At 48.2% G+C, this 16,192-nt stretch carries 15 protein-coding genes; 10 read left to right on the forward strand and 5 right to left on the reverse strand.

Annotation, left to right across the window (positions count from 1 at the left end):
• The first annotated feature begins 224 nt into the window (after nt 1-224).
• Nucleotides 225-656, forward strand: a complete 432-nt coding sequence (locus tag ACI0FR_RS09550; protein ID WP_404907707.1) for an RrF2 family transcriptional regulator — start codon at nt 225-227, stop codon at nt 654-656.
• On the opposite strand, the gene ACI0FR_RS09555 is transcribed toward ACI0FR_RS09550, so the two are convergent.
• The gene (locus ACI0FR_RS09555; protein ID WP_404907656.1) at nt 649-1,596 is read right to left on the reverse strand and encodes a zinc ABC transporter substrate-binding protein; all 948 of its coding nucleotides are present in this window, start codon (nt 1,594-1,596) and stop codon (nt 649-651) included. The genes ACI0FR_RS09550 and ACI0FR_RS09555 overlap by 8 nt on opposite strands.
• Before the next feature lie 122 nt (nt 1,597-1,718).
• Between ACI0FR_RS09555 and znuC the strand changes: the two genes are divergently transcribed.
• The 3 genes from znuC to ACI0FR_RS09570 are packed head-to-tail and all read left to right on the forward strand — an operon-like array spanning nt 1,719 to nt 3,803.
• Nucleotides 1,719-2,585 (forward strand): zinc ABC transporter ATP-binding protein ZnuC, encoded by an 867-nt coding sequence (gene znuC / locus ACI0FR_RS09560; protein ID WP_404907658.1) that lies wholly within the window; start codon nt 1,719-1,721, stop codon nt 2,583-2,585.
• A complete protein-coding gene (locus ACI0FR_RS09565; RefSeq protein ID WP_404907660.1) occupies nt 2,530-3,381 on the forward strand; it encodes an iron chelate uptake ABC transporter family permease subunit in 852 nt (283 codons plus the stop codon). Before znuC ends, ACI0FR_RS09565 begins: the two co-directional genes overlap by 56 nt.
• 5 nt (nt 3,382-3,386) lie before the next feature.
• Nucleotides 3,387-3,803, forward strand: a complete 417-nt coding sequence (locus tag ACI0FR_RS09570; protein ID WP_374831880.1) for a Fur family transcriptional regulator — start codon at nt 3,387-3,389, stop codon at nt 3,801-3,803.
• A gap of 49 nt (nt 3,804-3,852) precedes the next feature.
• Here ACI0FR_RS09570 and ACI0FR_RS09575 read toward each other — a convergent pair whose 3' ends face one another.
• Together ACI0FR_RS09575 and ACI0FR_RS09580 are read right to left on the reverse strand one after the other, a co-directional pair.
• Nucleotides 3,853-4,635, reverse strand: coding sequence for a helix-turn-helix transcriptional regulator (locus tag ACI0FR_RS09575; protein WP_404907709.1), 783 nt, complete (start codon nt 4,633-4,635; stop codon nt 3,853-3,855).
• A gap of 363 nt (nt 4,636-4,998) precedes the next feature.
• Entirely contained in the window at nt 4,999-5,628 is a 630-nt protein-coding gene (locus ACI0FR_RS09580) for a TetR/AcrR family transcriptional regulator (protein WP_374831884.1), read from the reverse strand.
• A gap of 249 nt (nt 5,629-5,877) precedes the next feature.
• On the opposite strand from ACI0FR_RS09580, the gene ACI0FR_RS09585 reads away from it, so the two are divergent.
• From ACI0FR_RS09585 to ACI0FR_RS09610, 6 genes are all read left to right on the forward strand, one after another.
• Nucleotides 5,878-7,074 (forward strand): HlyD family secretion protein, encoded by a 1,197-nt coding sequence (locus tag ACI0FR_RS09585; protein ID WP_404907663.1) that lies wholly within the window; start codon nt 5,878-5,880, stop codon nt 7,072-7,074.
• A gap of 42 nt (nt 7,075-7,116) precedes the next feature.
• On the forward strand, nt 7,117-8,694 hold the full coding sequence (locus ACI0FR_RS09590) for a DHA2 family efflux MFS transporter permease subunit (RefSeq protein ID WP_404907665.1): 1,578 nt from the start codon (nt 7,117-7,119) through the stop codon (nt 8,692-8,694).
• Nucleotides 8,695-8,944: 250 nt separating this feature from the next.
• Nucleotides 8,945-10,048, forward strand: a complete 1,104-nt coding sequence (locus ACI0FR_RS09595; RefSeq protein ID WP_404907666.1) for an ABC transporter substrate-binding protein — start codon at nt 8,945-8,947, stop codon at nt 10,046-10,048.
• Nucleotides 10,049-10,115: 67 nt separating this feature from the next.
• Entirely contained in the window at nt 10,116-11,021 is a 906-nt protein-coding gene (locus ACI0FR_RS09600; RefSeq protein ID WP_374831892.1) for an ABC transporter permease, read from the forward strand.
• A complete protein-coding gene (locus ACI0FR_RS09605; RefSeq protein WP_374831894.1) occupies nt 11,018-11,824 on the forward strand; it encodes an ABC transporter permease in 807 nt (268 codons plus the stop codon). Before ACI0FR_RS09600 ends, ACI0FR_RS09605 begins: the two co-directional genes overlap by 4 nt.
• 8 nt (nt 11,825-11,832) lie before the next feature.
• Entirely contained in the window at nt 11,833-12,894 is a 1,062-nt protein-coding gene (locus tag ACI0FR_RS09610; RefSeq protein ID WP_374831896.1) for an ABC transporter ATP-binding protein, read from the forward strand.
• Nucleotides 12,895-12,947: 53 nt separating this feature from the next.
• On the opposite strand, the gene gndA is transcribed toward ACI0FR_RS09610, so the two are convergent.
• Together gndA and ACI0FR_RS09620 are read right to left on the reverse strand one after the other, a co-directional pair.
• Nucleotides 12,948-14,360 carry an NADP-dependent phosphogluconate dehydrogenase gene (gene gndA / locus ACI0FR_RS09615; protein ID WP_404907668.1) on the reverse strand — a complete coding sequence of 471 codons (1,413 nt, stop codon included), beginning with the start codon at nt 14,358-14,360 and terminating at the stop codon, nt 12,948-12,950.
• A 218-nt stretch (nt 14,361-14,578) separates the two neighbouring features.
• On the reverse strand, nt 14,579-15,712 hold the full coding sequence (locus tag ACI0FR_RS09620; protein WP_374831901.1) for a type III PLP-dependent enzyme: 1,134 nt from the start codon (nt 15,710-15,712) through the stop codon (nt 14,579-14,581).
• Nucleotides 15,713-16,192: the final 480 nt, after the last annotated feature.

Raw genomic sequence — 16,192 nt, forward strand, 5'->3', positions numbered from 1 at the left:
CAACGACAATTTTACAAAAATTACAATTTTCTTTTCAACAGGGAAAACTAACAAAATTAACCAAATCGAAACACAAAACCACAACCAATCAAGGAATCGAAATCACCCGTTATTTATCCCCAATCAGGAGCGGAACGACTTCCTTATATATAGGGGGGGGCTTGTACCCGAGGCTTATTGCACCTAATCCTGAAATTGCGGGTATTATAAGGGAGTCCAGTGCAATGCTAACAAAAAAAGGGAAATATGGCCTGAAAGCCATGATCCATCTGGCCACTTCAGAACAAGAAACTTTGGTATCGGTTGGTGAGATTGCCACCAAACACCAAATCCCGCGAAAATTTCTGGATAATATCTTGACGGAATTGCGCAATGCCGGCTTTGTTAACAGCCGCAAAGGGAAAGGCGGCGGCTTTTGTCTGGCGCGTCCTGCCAGTGAAATTCATATCGGCAATATAATACGTGTGCTTGATGGAGCACTGGCACCGATATCATGTGCGAGTAAATCCGATTATCGACCTTGCGATGATTGTAATGAAGAGTTTTGCGAAGTTCGCCACGTTATGCTGGATGTTCGTAAAGCGATTGCCGATGTTCTCGACAATCGCACTTTAGAGCAAAGCGCCAATCCAGCGATTGCTGCCTTGATTAATTAAGACATGTCTTCAATGAAGCGGCCAGATTGCGCAATAAATTGAGATAAAGCTCTGGGCCGTCTTCTAACTCTGCGCCCAACGGATCAAGAACGCCCGTTTTGGCTGGTGTACCGTCAATAACCGTATGCACCAAACGCGACTCAAATTGCGGCTCCGAAAAAACGCAAACTGCATCAAGACCTGCAATCTTATCATGTATCTCTTTAATACGTGCAGCGCCTGGCGCGTTTTCCGGACTCACCGTGATCGAACCAACCGTATTTAAAGCATAGCGTTTTTCGAAATACTGATAAGCGTCATGGAAAACAACAAATGGTTTGCCCTTGATACTTTCAAGTTCTTGGCCGAGTTGCGTATCCAGTTTTGCAATACGCTCTTTGTAGCTTTCAGCATTGGCCTTATATGTTTTGGCATTGGCCGGATCGGCTTCACTCAAAACATTGGCAATTTGCTCAACCATGACTTCGCCATTGGCCGGATCGAGCCATAAATGCGCATCATAACCATGGGAATGATCATGATCATGGCCATGATCTCCGTGATCACCATGGTCATGACCTTCAAACGCACCACCTTCGCGGAAATCATATTTGGTCAAGCCGTCCACTTCGCCAAGCTGGATTTGCTCGGCCTTCTTACTCAGCGTTTCGAGCGGCTTGCTCAAGAACATTTCCATAGAAGGCCCTGTCCAGAAAACTACCTTGGCATTTTCCAGCATATTGGCGTCCGATGGCTTTAAACTGTAAGTATGACCGGAGCCCGCCCCCTTCACAATGAGCTGCGGAACCGCCACATCTTTCATCACTGCCGCGACCAGCGAATGCAGCGGCTTAATTGAAACGACAACATCCGTATCTGTTAAAGCGTAGACCGGCTGCACCGCCAAAGCACTTGATGCACACAAAACCGACGCCATTAAAAATTTACGCATAAAGCTCATTATAAACCTCTTGAAAAGATATGACTACCATCATTAAATTGACATATGTTATTGTATAACAATTCGATGTAATGCTATAACGTCACGAATTGAAGCGCGCAAGCCATTTTTGGATAAAATTTATGCCCCCTGCCAACCAAATCATAAATAAAAGCACAGCAAAGCATGCCGAGCATCCTTTGATAGAGCTTAAAGATGCGGGCGTTTTTCGTGATGGCCGCTGGCTGGTACGCAATATCAATCTCACTGTCAGTGCCGGAGAGATTGTAACGCTTATCGGCCCCAATGGTTCGGGCAAAAGCACGACAGCCAAGATGGCTTTGCATATTATCAAGCCAGATGAAGGTTTTGTATCCCATCAGTCTGATGTCCGTATTGGCTATGTGCCGCAAAAGCTCAATCTTGATCGAACGCTCCCTTTATCGGTTGAGCGTTTGATGACGCTTACCGCAAAGGTCAGTAAAAAAGAGAGTTTGAAAGCGCTCGAACGTGTCGGCATTGCACATCTTTTAAAAGCCCAGATTGTTAATCTCTCCGGAGGTGAATTGCAGCGCGCCCTGATTGCACGCGCCATTGCCAGAAACCCGAATATTCTGGTGCTGGACGAGCCGGTACAAGGGGTCGATTTCAACGGTGAAGCCGTACTCTATGAATTGATCCAAAAAATACGGGACGAGACAGGCTGCGCTATTTTGCTGATCAGCCATGATCTGCATTTGGTCATGGCAGCAACAGACCGCGTTTTATGTCTCAACGGACATATATGCTGCAGTGGCACGCCGGAAGAAGTCAGCGCCAGTCCCGATTATATGCGGCTGTTCGGAGCGCGTGCTGCTCTGCCGTTAGCCGTTTATCAACATCAGCATGACCATACCCATCTGGCCGACGGGCGTGTTTTGCATACAGACGGCACCATAACCGACAACTGTCATCATGAAGACGGGCACCATAATCACAAAGAGGATCACAAAGGCGGGCACCATGCTTGACGATTTTTTCACCCGCGCCCTTATTGCCGGTATCGGCCTTGCCATTACCACCGGCCCCCTTGGTTGCTTCATCATCTGGCGCCGCATGGCTTATTTTGGCGATACCATGTCTCACTCTGCCTTGCTTGGTGTGGCGCTTGCTTTATTTTTCAACATTAATATGATTCTCGGTGTGTTTTTGGTCGCGCTATCAATCTCGGTTGTTTTACTGCTGTTGCAACGCAAGCAAAGTCTTTCATCTGATTCCTTGCTCGGTATTCTTTCCCATTCCACATTAGCGCTTGGGCTTGTCATTGTTGCCTTCATGACATGGGTGCGTGTTGACCTGATGTCATTCTTGTTCGGTGATATTCTGTCCGTCTCAAGAACAGACATTTTATTTATCTATGGTGGCGGCGCTGTCGTGCTTGCTATTCTGGCTTTTCTCTGGCGGCCGCTTTTGGCCTCAACCGTCAATGAAGATCTGGCCCGCGCCGAAGGCATGAACCCTGATCTGTCGCAAACCGTTTTCATGATTTTGCTGGCCGTCGTGATTGCTATCGCCATGAAAATCGTAGGAATTCTGCTCATCACTGCTATGCTGATCATACCGGCGGCCACAGCACGCCGCTTCGCAACAACACCCGAAAAAATGGCTATTATCGCCTCAGTTGTCGGATCACTGGCGGTCACCGCAGGACTTTTCGGATCACTCCATTATGATACACCGTCCGGACCATCGATCGTGGTGGCGGCATTTGGCATTTTCGTGCTAAGCCTGCTATCATTAAACAAAAAAATGTTGAAACGGATATAAAAACAATGAGTGCACATCATCATCATGCTGAAACCGAGTTGACGCGCAATCAATCTCTTGTTTTTGACGTTCTGCGCAAGGCCGAAGCCCCGCTTAGTGCCTATACAATTTTAGATCAGTTGCGCGATGATGGTATTCGCGCACCACTGCAAATTTATCGAGCGCTCGATAAATTGCTGGAATTTGGCATGGTGCATCGTGTGGAAAGCCTGAATGCTTTTGTAGCCTGTGCCGATCCACATTGTTCCGCACACGGCATCACCGCTTTTGCAATTTGTGAAAAATGCGGGCAAGTAGATGAATTTGCTGATCCGCTGATTGAAGACCGGGTGCGCCAATGGGGTAGCCAACACGGTTTTAAACCGGCCAAAACTACATTGGAACTCCGTGGCCTTTGTGCACAATGTCAGGCTGCGGCTTGAACCATTGAAGAGCGGTTGCGAAAAACATCAACCGCTCTTTTCATCAATTTTAGATCAGGTGTGACACTTCAGGTTCTTTAATAATCCCTAATGTCAAAGCCGCAGCCACTGCTGCCGTCCGGTTTGAACAACCAAGCTTGATCTTGGCATTTTGCAAATAAGTCACCACCGTCCAACGGGCAATAGACAAAATCTCGGCAATTTCACCATCGGTTTTACCAATAGCCGCCCATGTCAAACATTCAATTTCACGCGCCGTCAGCAAAGCTGCCTGTGGTGATTGCACAGTGCCTTCACCTGCTGATATAGCGTGTAGCTGACGGCTGGCCTCCAAAAGAACAGGCCTCATGCGGACTACAAAATCACATCTGTTTTCTTCCGTTTCATCAAACGAAAAAGAAGAACAACCTGAAATACCGTTGGAATATAGTGTCGATACAGCGATAAATAAGGATCCGATCCCATGTTTGGTGGCATCTTTATACATGGCGCTTGCCGCCGGATTGTCACTAGCCATTAACGACATATCCTGCACTAAATCACATCCGTCCCCTGTCACCACAGGGATATTGTCATTAAAAAGCGGATCCACAGCAAAATAATTTTTTGCCGAATAACGCGCCACCCAAGTGGCTGGCACTGTTGCGACAACAGTGATGTCGCTGTCAGCAATTTTAGTCCCCTCAAATGCACAGTTACAAAAGGCATGCACAATATGTTTGCATCCTGTATTTAGTTTTATACGCTGCAATTCCGTTAAAATATCACCCTTGAACTTCTGTCCAAAAAAAGTGTCCTTGAAATTCGGGAAGTGAACCAAATCATATTTCATAATAATTATCCTTGCTAAAAGCAGCACACGATCAGCACATGCAAAATTTATCATGGTCAAACCGCTACCACTTCACTCGGCCAAACGCCTGGGAGGATGGGCGGAACCTTAAAGGCATAATTTTTTGTCAGTTAGCAACACTTTAGATAAGCTATCGCTAAAATAACCTATGTTTTATGACTTAAAATGAGTAAATTGAAAAGAAAAAAAGAAGAAACATGCATTTTTAACCGGGAAAATAATAATGGGTAAAATCATGATAGTCATAATCAAGCACTCACCATCAACTATACATAAATATATTGCTCCCTATTATGTGGGAGCTTTAAATAAGTTTAAATAAATGGTGAAACATATCAATCATTATTCTACGGCATACCCTTTGAAGAATAAATCGACAGCATTTTTCACATTATATTCTATGCGCTGCAAAGCCTCTTCCTCAGTGATCACCCCGAACAAACGCGGGCGATAAAGACCTGCAAAAAACAAATCAACCAGCTGGCAAGCGGCCAGATGTGTATCCGCAATTTGCAATTGTTTTAATTCGACAAGATGCTCAAGATAATGCGCCAGCTTTTCCAACATATGTTTGGGGCCGCTTTGATAAAAGCTGCAAGTCACATCCGGATTTCTGTCACGTATCCCCAATACAATCCGTTGTGCACTCACCGCGGATTCTGCCAAAAAGCGCTGCGCGATCACGGTTCCGAAAATAATGATCCGTTCTTTGTTATAAGGGCCGTTTTCTAAAATCCCCGCCAGTTCCGAAAACATATCACGGCGATATTCATAACAAATCGCCTCAAACAGAGCGTCTTTATCAGCAAAGTAAACGTAAAGTGTGCCCTTTGAAACACCGGCTTGACGCGCAATATCGTTCATACTTGCCGCTTCAAAGCTTTTATTGAAAAAAATCTTTTGGGCACCAGCTAAAATTTGCGCACGTTTGACCGGATCCTGACCCGCACCGTGCCGGCTGCCATATGTCATCGATATTTTACTGCTGTCATCTGTTTCAGCTAGGTGCTCCGGCTTTTCACACATGTCGTTCTCTCTTGAGGGCAAGCCTATCCTTTAGTCTTGCGACAATCATTACACAAGTTTTTAGAACCCGCCGGTTCGATTTCTCTTGATATGAGGGCTGCTATGCCTTATGTCAACATCGAACCCGTGAGTTCAATCAATATGCATCCTTATATCGCAACTCATTAATACCTACCTCTTGAAGAGGCTCCCCCAATGACGGCTCAATCATCAGCATCTACCACAACCGAGGCCGCTGAAATCCGACCTTTTCCAGGTGTTACAGCAGATCAGACCAAGCAGCCTGATCATTTGGAAAACCAAAAATCTGCTACACCGACCGGCGCCCATGTTTCAGAACAAAAGAAACAGGGTGCAGGCAAACGCATTGTGCTGCCTGTTTTGGTATTGGCTGCTTTAGGCATAAGCGGTTGGTATGGTTATAACTGGTGGATAGTAGGCCGCTTCATGGTATCCACCGATGACGCTTATATTCAGGGTGATATCGCTGCAATCGCGCCGAAAGTCAGCGGATATATTGAAAAAATTCCGGTACATGCCAACCAATCGGTTAAAGCAGGCGATCCGGTTTTCATCCTGGAGGATGGCGATTATCGCATTGCACTGGATGAAACCAATGCAAAACTTGAAACGCAAAAACAAACTTTGCTGCGTATTGATGCCCAGACACTTGCTGCCAAAGCCAGTTTGAAGCAAGCAGAAGCTGGCAAGCTTTCCGCAGAGGCCGTGCTGACCAACGCCAAATCCGCGATGGAACGTACCCGCCAATTGCACAGCACCCGCATCGCTTCCAATTCTGATCTCGATAATGCAACATCGGCATTGGATCAGGCGCAGGCCAATGTTGCCAGTGCAGAGGCGACCATTGCTGCCGCCAAAGCCAATATCCATGTTCTGGAAGCGCAATATAAAGAAGCTGAAAGCACCACCCGTTCTTTGGAGCTTGCCCGCGACAAGGCAGAACGTGATCTGGCCTTCACCACTTTGAAAGCACCATTTGATGGTGTTATCGGCAATCTTTCGGCCAAGACAGGTGATCTGGTCAATGCTGGCCAGCGCATTGCAGCTCTTGTTCCAGTCAATGAGCTTTATATCGAAGCCAATTTCAAAGAAACGCAACTTTCCCAAATCCATGGCGGTGAAACCGCTCACATCACCATTGATGCGCTGAAAGACCAGACATTTGAAGGCACAGTTGCCTCTATCGCACCGGCATCGGGTGCAGTTTTCTCGCTGCTGCCGCCGGAAAATGCGACGGGTAATTTCACCAAGGTTGTGCAGCGTGTGCCAGTGCGTGTCACTATTCCGGCTGAAGCCCTCGCATCAGGAAATCTGCGTGCGGGTCTGAGCGTGGTAGTCGATATCGACACCCGCACATCACCAGCACAATAAACCTGTTTGTTGATTTTTAAAGCCTGAACGGAGCGCGTCATTATGGCCGCCGATATAACCGCCGGATCATTGCCTGTTGCTGATGATCGCATTGATCCTAAAAAAGCCATTGCCTTTCTGGCGATGGTTTTCGGGATGTTTATGGCAATCCTTGATATTCAGATCGTCTCGGCATCGCTCGCCGAAATTCAGGCCGGTCTTGTTGCCAGTTCTGATGAAATATCATGGGTGCAGACCTCCTATCTGATAGCTGAAGTCATTATGATTCCGCTGTCAGGTTTCTTGGGACGGCTGATATCCACCCGTGTGCTGTTCACATTGTCTGCCGCTGGTTTTACCTTTGCCAGTGTTCTGTGTGCGACTGCCACCAATATTGAACAGATGATCGTCTACCGCGCGCTGCAAGGCTTCATCGGCGGAGGCATGATCCCAAGCGTCTTTGCCGCAGCCTTTACAATCTTTCCACCATCCAAACGCTCGATTGTGTCCCCGATGATCGGCCTTGTTGCCACAATGGCGCCAACGGTCGGGCCAACAATCGGCGGCTATCTCAGCCACACATTTTCATGGCACTGGCTGTTTTTGGTCAATGTTATTCCGGGTATTATCGTGGCAGTAGCCGCATGGAAACTAATCGACTTCGACAAAGGCGACAAATCGCTTCTGTCTAAATTTGATTGGTGGGGCTTGGCCGGTATGGCCGCTTTTCTCGGTTCGCTTGAATATGTGCTGGAAGAAGGCCCGCGCAACGACTGGCTGGACGACAAAACTATTTTTGTCATGTCCATTGTGCTGACAATCGGTGCCGTCATCTTCTTCTATCGCGCCTTCACCGCACAAGAGCCCATTGTCGATCTGCGCGCCTTTAAAAATGTCAATTTTGCCTTCGGTTCACTGTTTTCCTTTGTAATGGGCGTGGGTCTTTACGGCCTGACCTATCTCTACCCGCTCTATCTCGGGCGGGTGCGTGGCTATGATTCTCTGATGATCGGTGAAGCACTGTTTGTCTCTGGTCTCGCCATGTTTATGACAGCGCCATTGGCTGGCTTTCTATCCAACAAGATGGATCCGCGTTATATGATGATGATCGGCTTCATCGGCTTTGGCGCAGGCACATGGTTGGTGACGGGCCTGACTGCCGACTGGGATTTTTATGAATTATTGCTGCCCCAAATCTTGCGTGGCTGCTCGCTGATGATTTGTATGGTGCCGATCAACAATCTGGCGATGGGTACACTGCCCCCGTCACGGTTGAAAAATGCGGCCGGCCTCTTTAACCTCACCCGAAATTTGGGGGGTGCAGTTGGTTTGGCAGTCATCAATACTATCCTGACCGATCGTAATGCCATGCATTATCAACGCCTTGCTGAACATATCCGCTGGGGCGACCGTGAAGCCGAAGATATGTTGGCCAATTTGACCGCTAAATTTAATGCAGCCGGATTAGATGGCCCGACCATTGCACTTTCAAAAATCAGCGGCATGGTGCACCAGCAGGCAACACTTTTGTCTTTTATTGATGTTTTCCACATCTTAACTGTGCTGTTTAGCGGATTGGCTATTCTTTGTTTATTGGCCAGGAAACCAGATAAAGCAGCCGGTGGCGGCGGTGGACATTAAAAAAACTGCCATAAAATCAGTGTGGCCGGTGCTTCACCGGCCGTTTTGACGACTAAAGCCTGATTGCTAACTTCGTAAAAACATGGTTCACTTTCCGACAGCCTTGGGTTTATCCGGTGCCCTTCATGCAACCACAATGCATTTATGAAAAATGTCATTCAGGTGTCATGCAGCGTGATTATCGGATTAAATATGAGCATTGGAATCATACCAGCGCCATAAAACTCAAGCCTGAACAGGGAGTTTAACTATGTTGTCTCATGCAGCGCGTTTATTGTCATTATCGACTGCAATTGCAGTTGCGGGTGTGTCCATCGCGGCATCCGCACCATCTGAAGAACTGATTGCTGCGGCGAAAGCCGAAGGTGAGCTCACCACAATCGCCCTGCCCCACGACTGGTGCGGCTATGGCGAAATTATTCAGAGTTTCAAAGATAAATACGGCATTAAAGTCAACGAACTGAACCCTGATGCGGGCTCAGGCGATGAAATTGAAGCTATCAAAGCCAATAAAGACAATAAAGGCCCGCAGGCTCCGGACGTGATCGACGTCGGCTTCACCTTCGGCACCACCGCTAAAGCGGATGGTTTATTGCAGCCTTATAAAGTGTCCACATGGGATTCGATTCCCGATGATGCCAAAGATGCCGAAGGCTATTGGTATGGTGACTATTATGGCGTGCTGGCTTTTGAAGTAAACAAAGACATCATCCAAGATGCGCCGCAAGATTGGGCTGACCTGCTGAAGCCTGAATTTGCCAATGCAGTTGCCCATTCCGGCGATCCGCGTGCCTCAACGCAGGCAATCTTAAGCGTTTATGCTGCCGGCCTGTCGCTTGGCGCAGAGCCTGGTGAAGATGCAGCCCAGAAAGGTCTGGAATTTTTCCGCGATGTCAATAAAGCCGGAAATTTCGTACCGGTAATCGGTAAAGCCGCTTCTCTGGCGCAAGGCTCAACCCCGATTGTTATCCGTTGGGATTACAACGCTTTGGCCGACCGTGACACATTGAACGGCAATCCCGAAGTTGAAGTTATCATTCCAAAAAGTGGCGTCGTAGCAGGTGTTTACGTACAGGGCATTAGCGCCTATGCACCACATCCAAATGCAGCCAAACTCTGGATGGAACATCTTTATTCTGATGAAGGTCAGATCGGTTACCTGAAAGGCTATTGCCACCCGATTCGCTTTAACGCGCTGGCTAAAGAAGGCAAAATCCCACAGGACCTGCTCGACAAGCTGCCACCAGCAGAAGCTTACGAAAAAGCTGTCTTCCCTTCACTGGAAGAGTTGGAAAAATCACAGGCCGTTATCACCAAAAGCTGGGATAGCGTTGTCGGTGCCAACGTACAATAATATTTGCTAAACCACATGTCCTGCGGCTTGTCTTTTCAAGCCGCAGGATTTCTCTTAAAAGAACAGCATGACCGCAATCAGCAACAATTATCTTGACGACGAGCCGGCAGCAGTACCAAGACGCAAACGAAAACTTTCTTTTGCTTGGGTCGGAGTTGCGCCTTTTTTCCTTTTTGCCATTTTATTTTTGCTCTGGCCGACAATGTTTCTGGTTGTCGGTGCCTTTCAGGACGGGCAAGGCAATTTCACTTTCCAGAATATTATCGATCTGTTTCAGGCCAATATTTTAAGCGCCTATTGGGTGTCGATCAAAATCAGCTTTGCCTCCGCATTGGGTGGTGCGATTATTGGTTTCTTTCTGGCCTGGGCCATTGTGCTTGGCAATTTGCCCAAATGGCTGCGTCCGACAGTTTTAACTTTCTCCGGTGTTGCATCCAACTTTGCCGGTGTGCCGCTGGCTTTCGCATTTCTGGCAACACTTGGCCGCACAGGTTTTGTCACTATCCTTTTACGAGAGTGGTTCGGTTTCAATCTTTATGGCACCGGCTTCAACCTTTTAAGCTTCTTCGGCCTCACCCTCACCTATCTGTTTTTCCAAATCCCTCTGATGGTGCTGATTCTCACCCCTGCGCTTGATGGTTTGAAAAAAGAATGGCGCGAAGCTGCTTCCATTTTAGGTGCCAACCAGCTGCAATATTGGCGCATGGTGGCCTTTCCGATCCTCTGGCCAAGTCTGCTCGGCACATCGCTTTTACTGTTTGCCAATGCTTTTGGCGCCATTGCCACGGCTTATGCCCTTACCGGCTCGACGCTGAACATCGTGCCAATCATGCTTTACGCACAGATTCGCGGGGATGTGCTGCATAACCAAAACTTAGGCTACGCGCTGGCACTCGGCATGATTGTCATTACCGGCATTTCCAACCTGCTTTATATTTGGTTGCGTATGCGTGCGGAAAGGTGGCAGCGATGAAAAAGACCCGCTATTTCACCCCGCAGCGCATCGGTGCATGGATAGCCTTTCTGATCGGTGCTATTTATTTTCTGGTGCCACTGATCGGCACCTTTGAATTTTCGCTACGTATGCGTCGCGGTGAATATTCTTTTGATGCTTACCGCGTTGTTTTCACCGACCCCAATTTTCAGGCAACCTTCGGCTATTCGATTCTGTTAGCCATCATGACCATCATCTTCGGCATTTTGCTGGTGGTACCAACCGCCTATTGGGTGCGTCTGCGTTTGCCGAAACTGCGCCCTGTGATCGAATTCATCACGCTGATGCCATTGGTCATTCCGGCCATCGTCATCGTCTTCGGCTATTTGCGCATTTATAACTCGTCATCATGGCTGCCATTTACCGCCTCGACACAAGCAACGGACCTGTTGTTGATGTTCGGCTATGTCACTTTGTCATTGCCTTATATGTACCGCGCCATTGATACCGCCATGCGCACTATTGATGTACGCACTTTAACGGAAGCCGCCGAAAGCATGGGGGCAAAACTGCCGACCATCATGTTCCGGATTATTTTCCCCAATGTGCTTTCCGGCGTGATGAGCGGTGCTTTCATTACTTTTGCGATTGTGATCGGCGAATTTACGCTTGCCTCTCTTCTCAACCGTCCGGCTTTTGGGCCATATCTGCAACTTGTCGGCGCCAACCGCGCCTATGAACCATCAGCACTCGCCATTATTGCATTTGGCATAACATGGGCAAGCATGGCATTGATCCAGCTTGTCTCGCGCCTCAACAAATTCAAAACCACGGGCGGGTAATTCATCTCATGGCCTTTTTAAATTTAAAAAACTTACAAAAAAGCTTTGGCACCAACACGGTAGTGCATGATTTCAGCCTCGCCGTTGAAAAGGGTGAGTTTGTCTCCTTTTTGGGTCCTTCGGGCTGCGGTAAAACCACTGTTTTACGCATGATTGCCGGTTTTGAAACGCCTGACCGTGGCATGATCGAAATTGACGGCAAGGATGTGGTTGATCTCAAACCCAACCAACGCAATATCGGTATGGTGTTTCAGGCTTATGCGCTGTTTCCAAATATGACGGTTGCGCAAAATGTGGCCTTTGGTCTGCGCATTGCCGGTAAGTCCAAACAAGAACGCGATGCCACGGTCAAAGAAATGCTGAGCCTCATCCGCTTGGAACATCTGGCCGACCGCTATCCGTATCAGATGTCGGGTGGTCAGCAGCAACGTGTGGCACTCGCCCGTGCTTTGGCAACCAAGCCGCAAGTACTGCTACTGGATGAACCTCTTTCTGCGCTAGATGCAAAAATCCGTGTTTCATTGCGCGAAGAGATTCGCGCCATTCAGCAAAAGCTCGGCATTACTACAATCTTCGTCACCCACGATCAGGAAGAAGCACTGTCGATTTCTGATCGAATCGTAGTGATGCATGAAGGGAAAGCTGATCAGGTCGGCACACCTTTCGAGATCTATAATCAACCCTCCACCCGTTTTGTGGCGTCCTTTGTCGGCACGCTCAATATGCTGGAAGGCCATGTGGAGAATCTCTTAGCCAACCAGATCAATCTGGATGGAAATCTCATTACATTACCTCAGCCAATTACCGGTGTGGCCGATAAAGCACCCGTGACTTTAGCGCTACGTCCGGAAGCCATTCGGTTGAACAATAAAAACCCGGAGGATGTGACTGTCTCGGCTACCATCGAAGATGTGCATTTTTTGGGCTCGGTTATCAGAACGCGCGTGAAGCTCAATCAGAATCAATTGTCACTGGATAGTTTCAACGATCCAGCGATTGCTCCGCCAAAACGTGGCGACAAAGTGAAGGTCTCCTTCGCCGCGCATGATCTTCTCATTTTGCAAAATTAACAAAAAAGCCGCTGAAAATCCCAGCGGCTTTTTTAATTTCAGGATTTTTTACTTCACGCGCCCCAAGGACCATGGAAATCGCCTTTTTTATCAAGACGTTCAAAACCATGCGCACCAAAGAAATCGCGCTGCGCCTGAATGAGATTGGCTGTTCCGCGAGACTGTTTGAAACTATCAAAATAGCTCAAAGCCGCACTCAAGGCCGGCATCGGCAATTCGCTCAACGCCGCTTTTGCCACCACCTGTCGCAAAGCACCCGATGAAGCCTTCATTTTCTCAACGAAAACCGAAGTCAGCAGCAGATTATCTGCTTCGCCTTCATCAAAGGCTTTGGCAATATCATCCAAGAACTGCGAACGGATGATACAACCGGCGCGCCAAATACGGGCAACTGTCGCCAACGGAATATTCCAGCCATGCTCTTTCGAAGCCGCTTGCATCACCACAAAACCCTGCGCATAAGCAGCGATTTTACCGGCCAGCAATGCCTGTTCAAGCTGATCAATAAAAATCGCCTGATCTTCCAATTGAACGGAATGATCTGAGACACCATACGTCTTTTCAGCCAAAGCACGTTCAGTGCGCATAGACGAAACCGCACGCGCACCAACGGCTGCTTCAATAGCAGATGCCGGAACACCCATCATCTGTGCTTCGATAGCAGCCCAGCGTCCGGTACCTTTTTGACCGGCAGAATCGAGAATGATATCCACCATCGCCTGACCGGATTCCGGATCCTGTGTGCGCAGCACTTCAGCAGTGATTTCAATCAGATAAGAATTAAGTGGGCCGTTATTCCACTTGGCAAAAATATCACCGATTGCAGGTGCTGAAAGGCCGAGGCCATCACGCAGCACGCCATAAATTTCGGCAATCATCTGCATATCGGCATATTCAATACCATTATGAATGGTTTTGACAAAATGACCGGCACCATCCGGCCCCATCAAGGCAACACATGCTTCACCTTGATATTGTGCAGCAACAGCATTTAGAATCGGCGCAATACGCTCATAGGCTGCTTCTGTGCCGCCCACCATCATCGATGCACCATGACGCGCACCTTCGGCACCGCCGGAAATGCCCATACCAACAAAGGTCGGATCATTTGGACCAAGTTCTTTGAGACGACGAACCGTATCGCGGTAATCGGAGTTGCCGGAATCGATAATGATATCTTGCCTGTCGAGCAGAAGGCGCAAACGCGCGCTTTCATCATCAACCGGCTGGCCAGCTTTAATTAAAAAGATGAACGGGCGCGGTTTACGGGTGTTTTCCACCAGCGCTTCAAATGTTTCACAAGGAATGATTTTATCGCTCAATGCACCGGCATTTTTATAAAACTGCTGCACAACGGCCGGATCACGATCATAAGCCGCAACGCGGAAACCTTTTTCGGCAATATTCAGTGCGAGGTTAGAACCCATCACGCCAAGTCCAACCATGCCAATATCGGCTTTTTCCATGATCTGTCCTTCTGTCATTCGTAAAATTACTTGGCGATATAGCCTAAAGCATTATGCAGGCCAATGATCATATTAGCTTAAACGTAAATACAAAATCCGCATCAGCTATCTTGATCAATTCAGGCTTACATATATGCCGCGCTGATATTTTGTTCAATTTACAAATTACAAAAGCACCCAAGAAAAAAGCCGCCTGATTGTGTCAGGCGGCTTGTTTTTTAAATTACATAAGAGCGAAGCGGCTCAAAACCGTTGAAAGCAACGGCCGAATAAGTGGTGGTGTAGGCTCCCGTTCCTTCAATGAGCACCTCATCACCGATCGACAATGAAACCGGCAGCGGATACGGGTTCTTTTCATACATCACATCCGCACTGTCGCAGGTCGGCCCTGCCAATACGCATGGCTGCATTTCATCACCATCACGTGATGTCACGATCTGGTAGCGGATCGCTTCATCCATGGTTTCAGCCAAACCACCGAATTTGCCAATGTCGAGGTAAACCCAGCGCACATTGTCATTGTCGGCTTTGCGCGAAACCAGCACAACTTCCGCTTTGATAACGCCCGCATTACCAACCATGCCACGGCCTGGTTCGATAATGGTTTCCGGCAAACGATTGCCGAAATATTTGCTCAAAGCATCAAAAATCGCCATGCCATAGGCTTGCGCGGTTGGTACATCGTTCAAATAACGGGTGGGGAAACCACCGCCCATATTAACCATGCGAAGGTTCACACCCTCTTTAGCCAATTCGCGGAACACCATGGAGGTGTCGGCCAAAGCGCGATCCCATGAGCTCAAATCTGTCTGCTGTGAACCCACATGGAACGAAACGCCATAAGCATCAAGGCCGAGCTCTTTTGCAGTGCGCAACACATCGACCGCCATGGCAGGTACGCAACCAAATTTGCGTGACAGCGGCCATTCAGCACCTTCACCATCGGTCAAAACGCGGCAAAATACGCGTGAACCGGGGGCGGCACGGGCAATTTTTTCTACTTCTTCAACGCAATCGACAGCGAAGAGATTAACGCCATGAGCAAAAGCGCGGGCAATATCGCGTTCTTTCTTGATGGTATTGCCATAAGAAATACGGTCAGCTGTTGCTCCTGCATCCAGTGCCATTTCAACTTCTGCAACCGAGGCTGTGTCAAAACATGAACCAAGGGATGCCAGAAGACGCAAGACTTCTGGTGCCGGATTTGCTTTGACTGCATAAAAAATACGGGATTCCGGCAGAGCTTTTTCAAAGCTTAAATAATTTTCGCGCACAACATCCAAGTCCAGCACGAGGCATGGACCTTCAGGGCGGCGGGTGTCGAGGAAATCAATGATACGCTGTGTAGCCATAGTACAAACTCCCATGCGGGCGTTTTTCAGCGCACCGCTTCACAAAGGGACAAAGTAAGTATGAAATCTTCCGCACGAGACCAGCCTTTGGAGACACTGAAATCATGTGAAAGTTCATAGCGATGATGGGACAACGCCGTGAAGCGTTATTCCGCTTTGTCTGCCTTGGATTGGAAGAGTTGACCGCTTCCGCACTACCGGCAATGAAGGTGTGCCTCTTTGAGTTCCCGACTTTTGGACAGCCGAAAGACACCAGAAAGGCCCGCACCGTCGTTGCTTCAAGATGTCCTTGATCTGGCGGTTGGCCATCAGATCAACTGGAGCGGTTAGGTCCAGGTACCATACCGATTTTCCCTCACCATTTGAGGACCGGCGGACACCCACAGGCACGTGCGACTTTGGGCAATTGCGATATAAGAGAAAAATCATGACCATTCAATGGCAAATATCCGGTTAATGAAATTAATTTTTTTAACATTT

It is taken from the genome of Paenochrobactrum sp. BZR 201-1, assembly GCF_044987585.2.
Classification (GTDB): domain Bacteria; phylum Pseudomonadota; class Alphaproteobacteria; order Rhizobiales; family Rhizobiaceae; genus Paenochrobactrum; species Paenochrobactrum pullorum.

Excerpts from the sequence above, each read along its gene's own strand:
- ACI0FR_RS09550 (WP_404907707.1), top strand. The coding sequence starts at position 225 with ATGCTAACAAAAAAAGGGAAATATGGCCTGAAAGCCATGATCCATCTG.
- ACI0FR_RS09555 (WP_404907656.1), bottom strand. The coding sequence starts at position 1,596 with ATGAGCTTTATGCGTAAATTTTTAATGGCGTCGGTTTTGTGTGCATCA.
- znuC (WP_404907658.1), top strand. The coding sequence starts at position 1,719 with ATGCCCCCTGCCAACCAAATCATAAATAAAAGCACAGCAAAGCATGCC.
- ACI0FR_RS09565 (WP_404907660.1), top strand. The coding sequence starts at position 2,530 with ATGAAGACGGGCACCATAATCACAAAGAGGATCACAAAGGCGGGCACC.
- ACI0FR_RS09570 (WP_374831880.1), top strand. The coding sequence starts at position 3,387 with ATGAGTGCACATCATCATCATGCTGAAACCGAGTTGACGCGCAATCAA.
- ACI0FR_RS09575 (WP_404907709.1), bottom strand. The coding sequence starts at position 4,635 with ATGAAATATGATTTGGTTCACTTCCCGAATTTCAAGGACACTTTTTTT.
- ACI0FR_RS09580 (WP_374831884.1), bottom strand. The coding sequence starts at position 5,628 with ATGACATATGGCAGCCGGCACGGTGCGGGTCAGGATCCGGTCAAACGT.
- ACI0FR_RS09585 (WP_404907663.1), top strand. The coding sequence starts at position 5,878 with ATGACGGCTCAATCATCAGCATCTACCACAACCGAGGCCGCTGAAATC.
- ACI0FR_RS09590 (WP_404907665.1), top strand. The coding sequence starts at position 7,117 with ATGGCCGCCGATATAACCGCCGGATCATTGCCTGTTGCTGATGATCGC.
- ACI0FR_RS09595 (WP_404907666.1), top strand. The coding sequence starts at position 8,945 with ATGTTGTCTCATGCAGCGCGTTTATTGTCATTATCGACTGCAATTGCA.
- ACI0FR_RS09600 (WP_374831892.1), top strand. The coding sequence starts at position 10,116 with ATGACCGCAATCAGCAACAATTATCTTGACGACGAGCCGGCAGCAGTA.
- ACI0FR_RS09605 (WP_374831894.1), top strand. The coding sequence starts at position 11,018 with ATGAAAAAGACCCGCTATTTCACCCCGCAGCGCATCGGTGCATGGATA.
- ACI0FR_RS09610 (WP_374831896.1), top strand. The coding sequence starts at position 11,833 with ATGGCCTTTTTAAATTTAAAAAACTTACAAAAAAGCTTTGGCACCAAC.
- gndA (WP_404907668.1), bottom strand. The coding sequence starts at position 14,360 with ATGGAAAAAGCCGATATTGGCATGGTTGGACTTGGCGTGATGGGTTCT.
- ACI0FR_RS09620 (WP_374831901.1), bottom strand. The coding sequence starts at position 15,712 with ATGGCTACACAGCGTATCATTGATTTCCTCGACACCCGCCGCCCTGAA.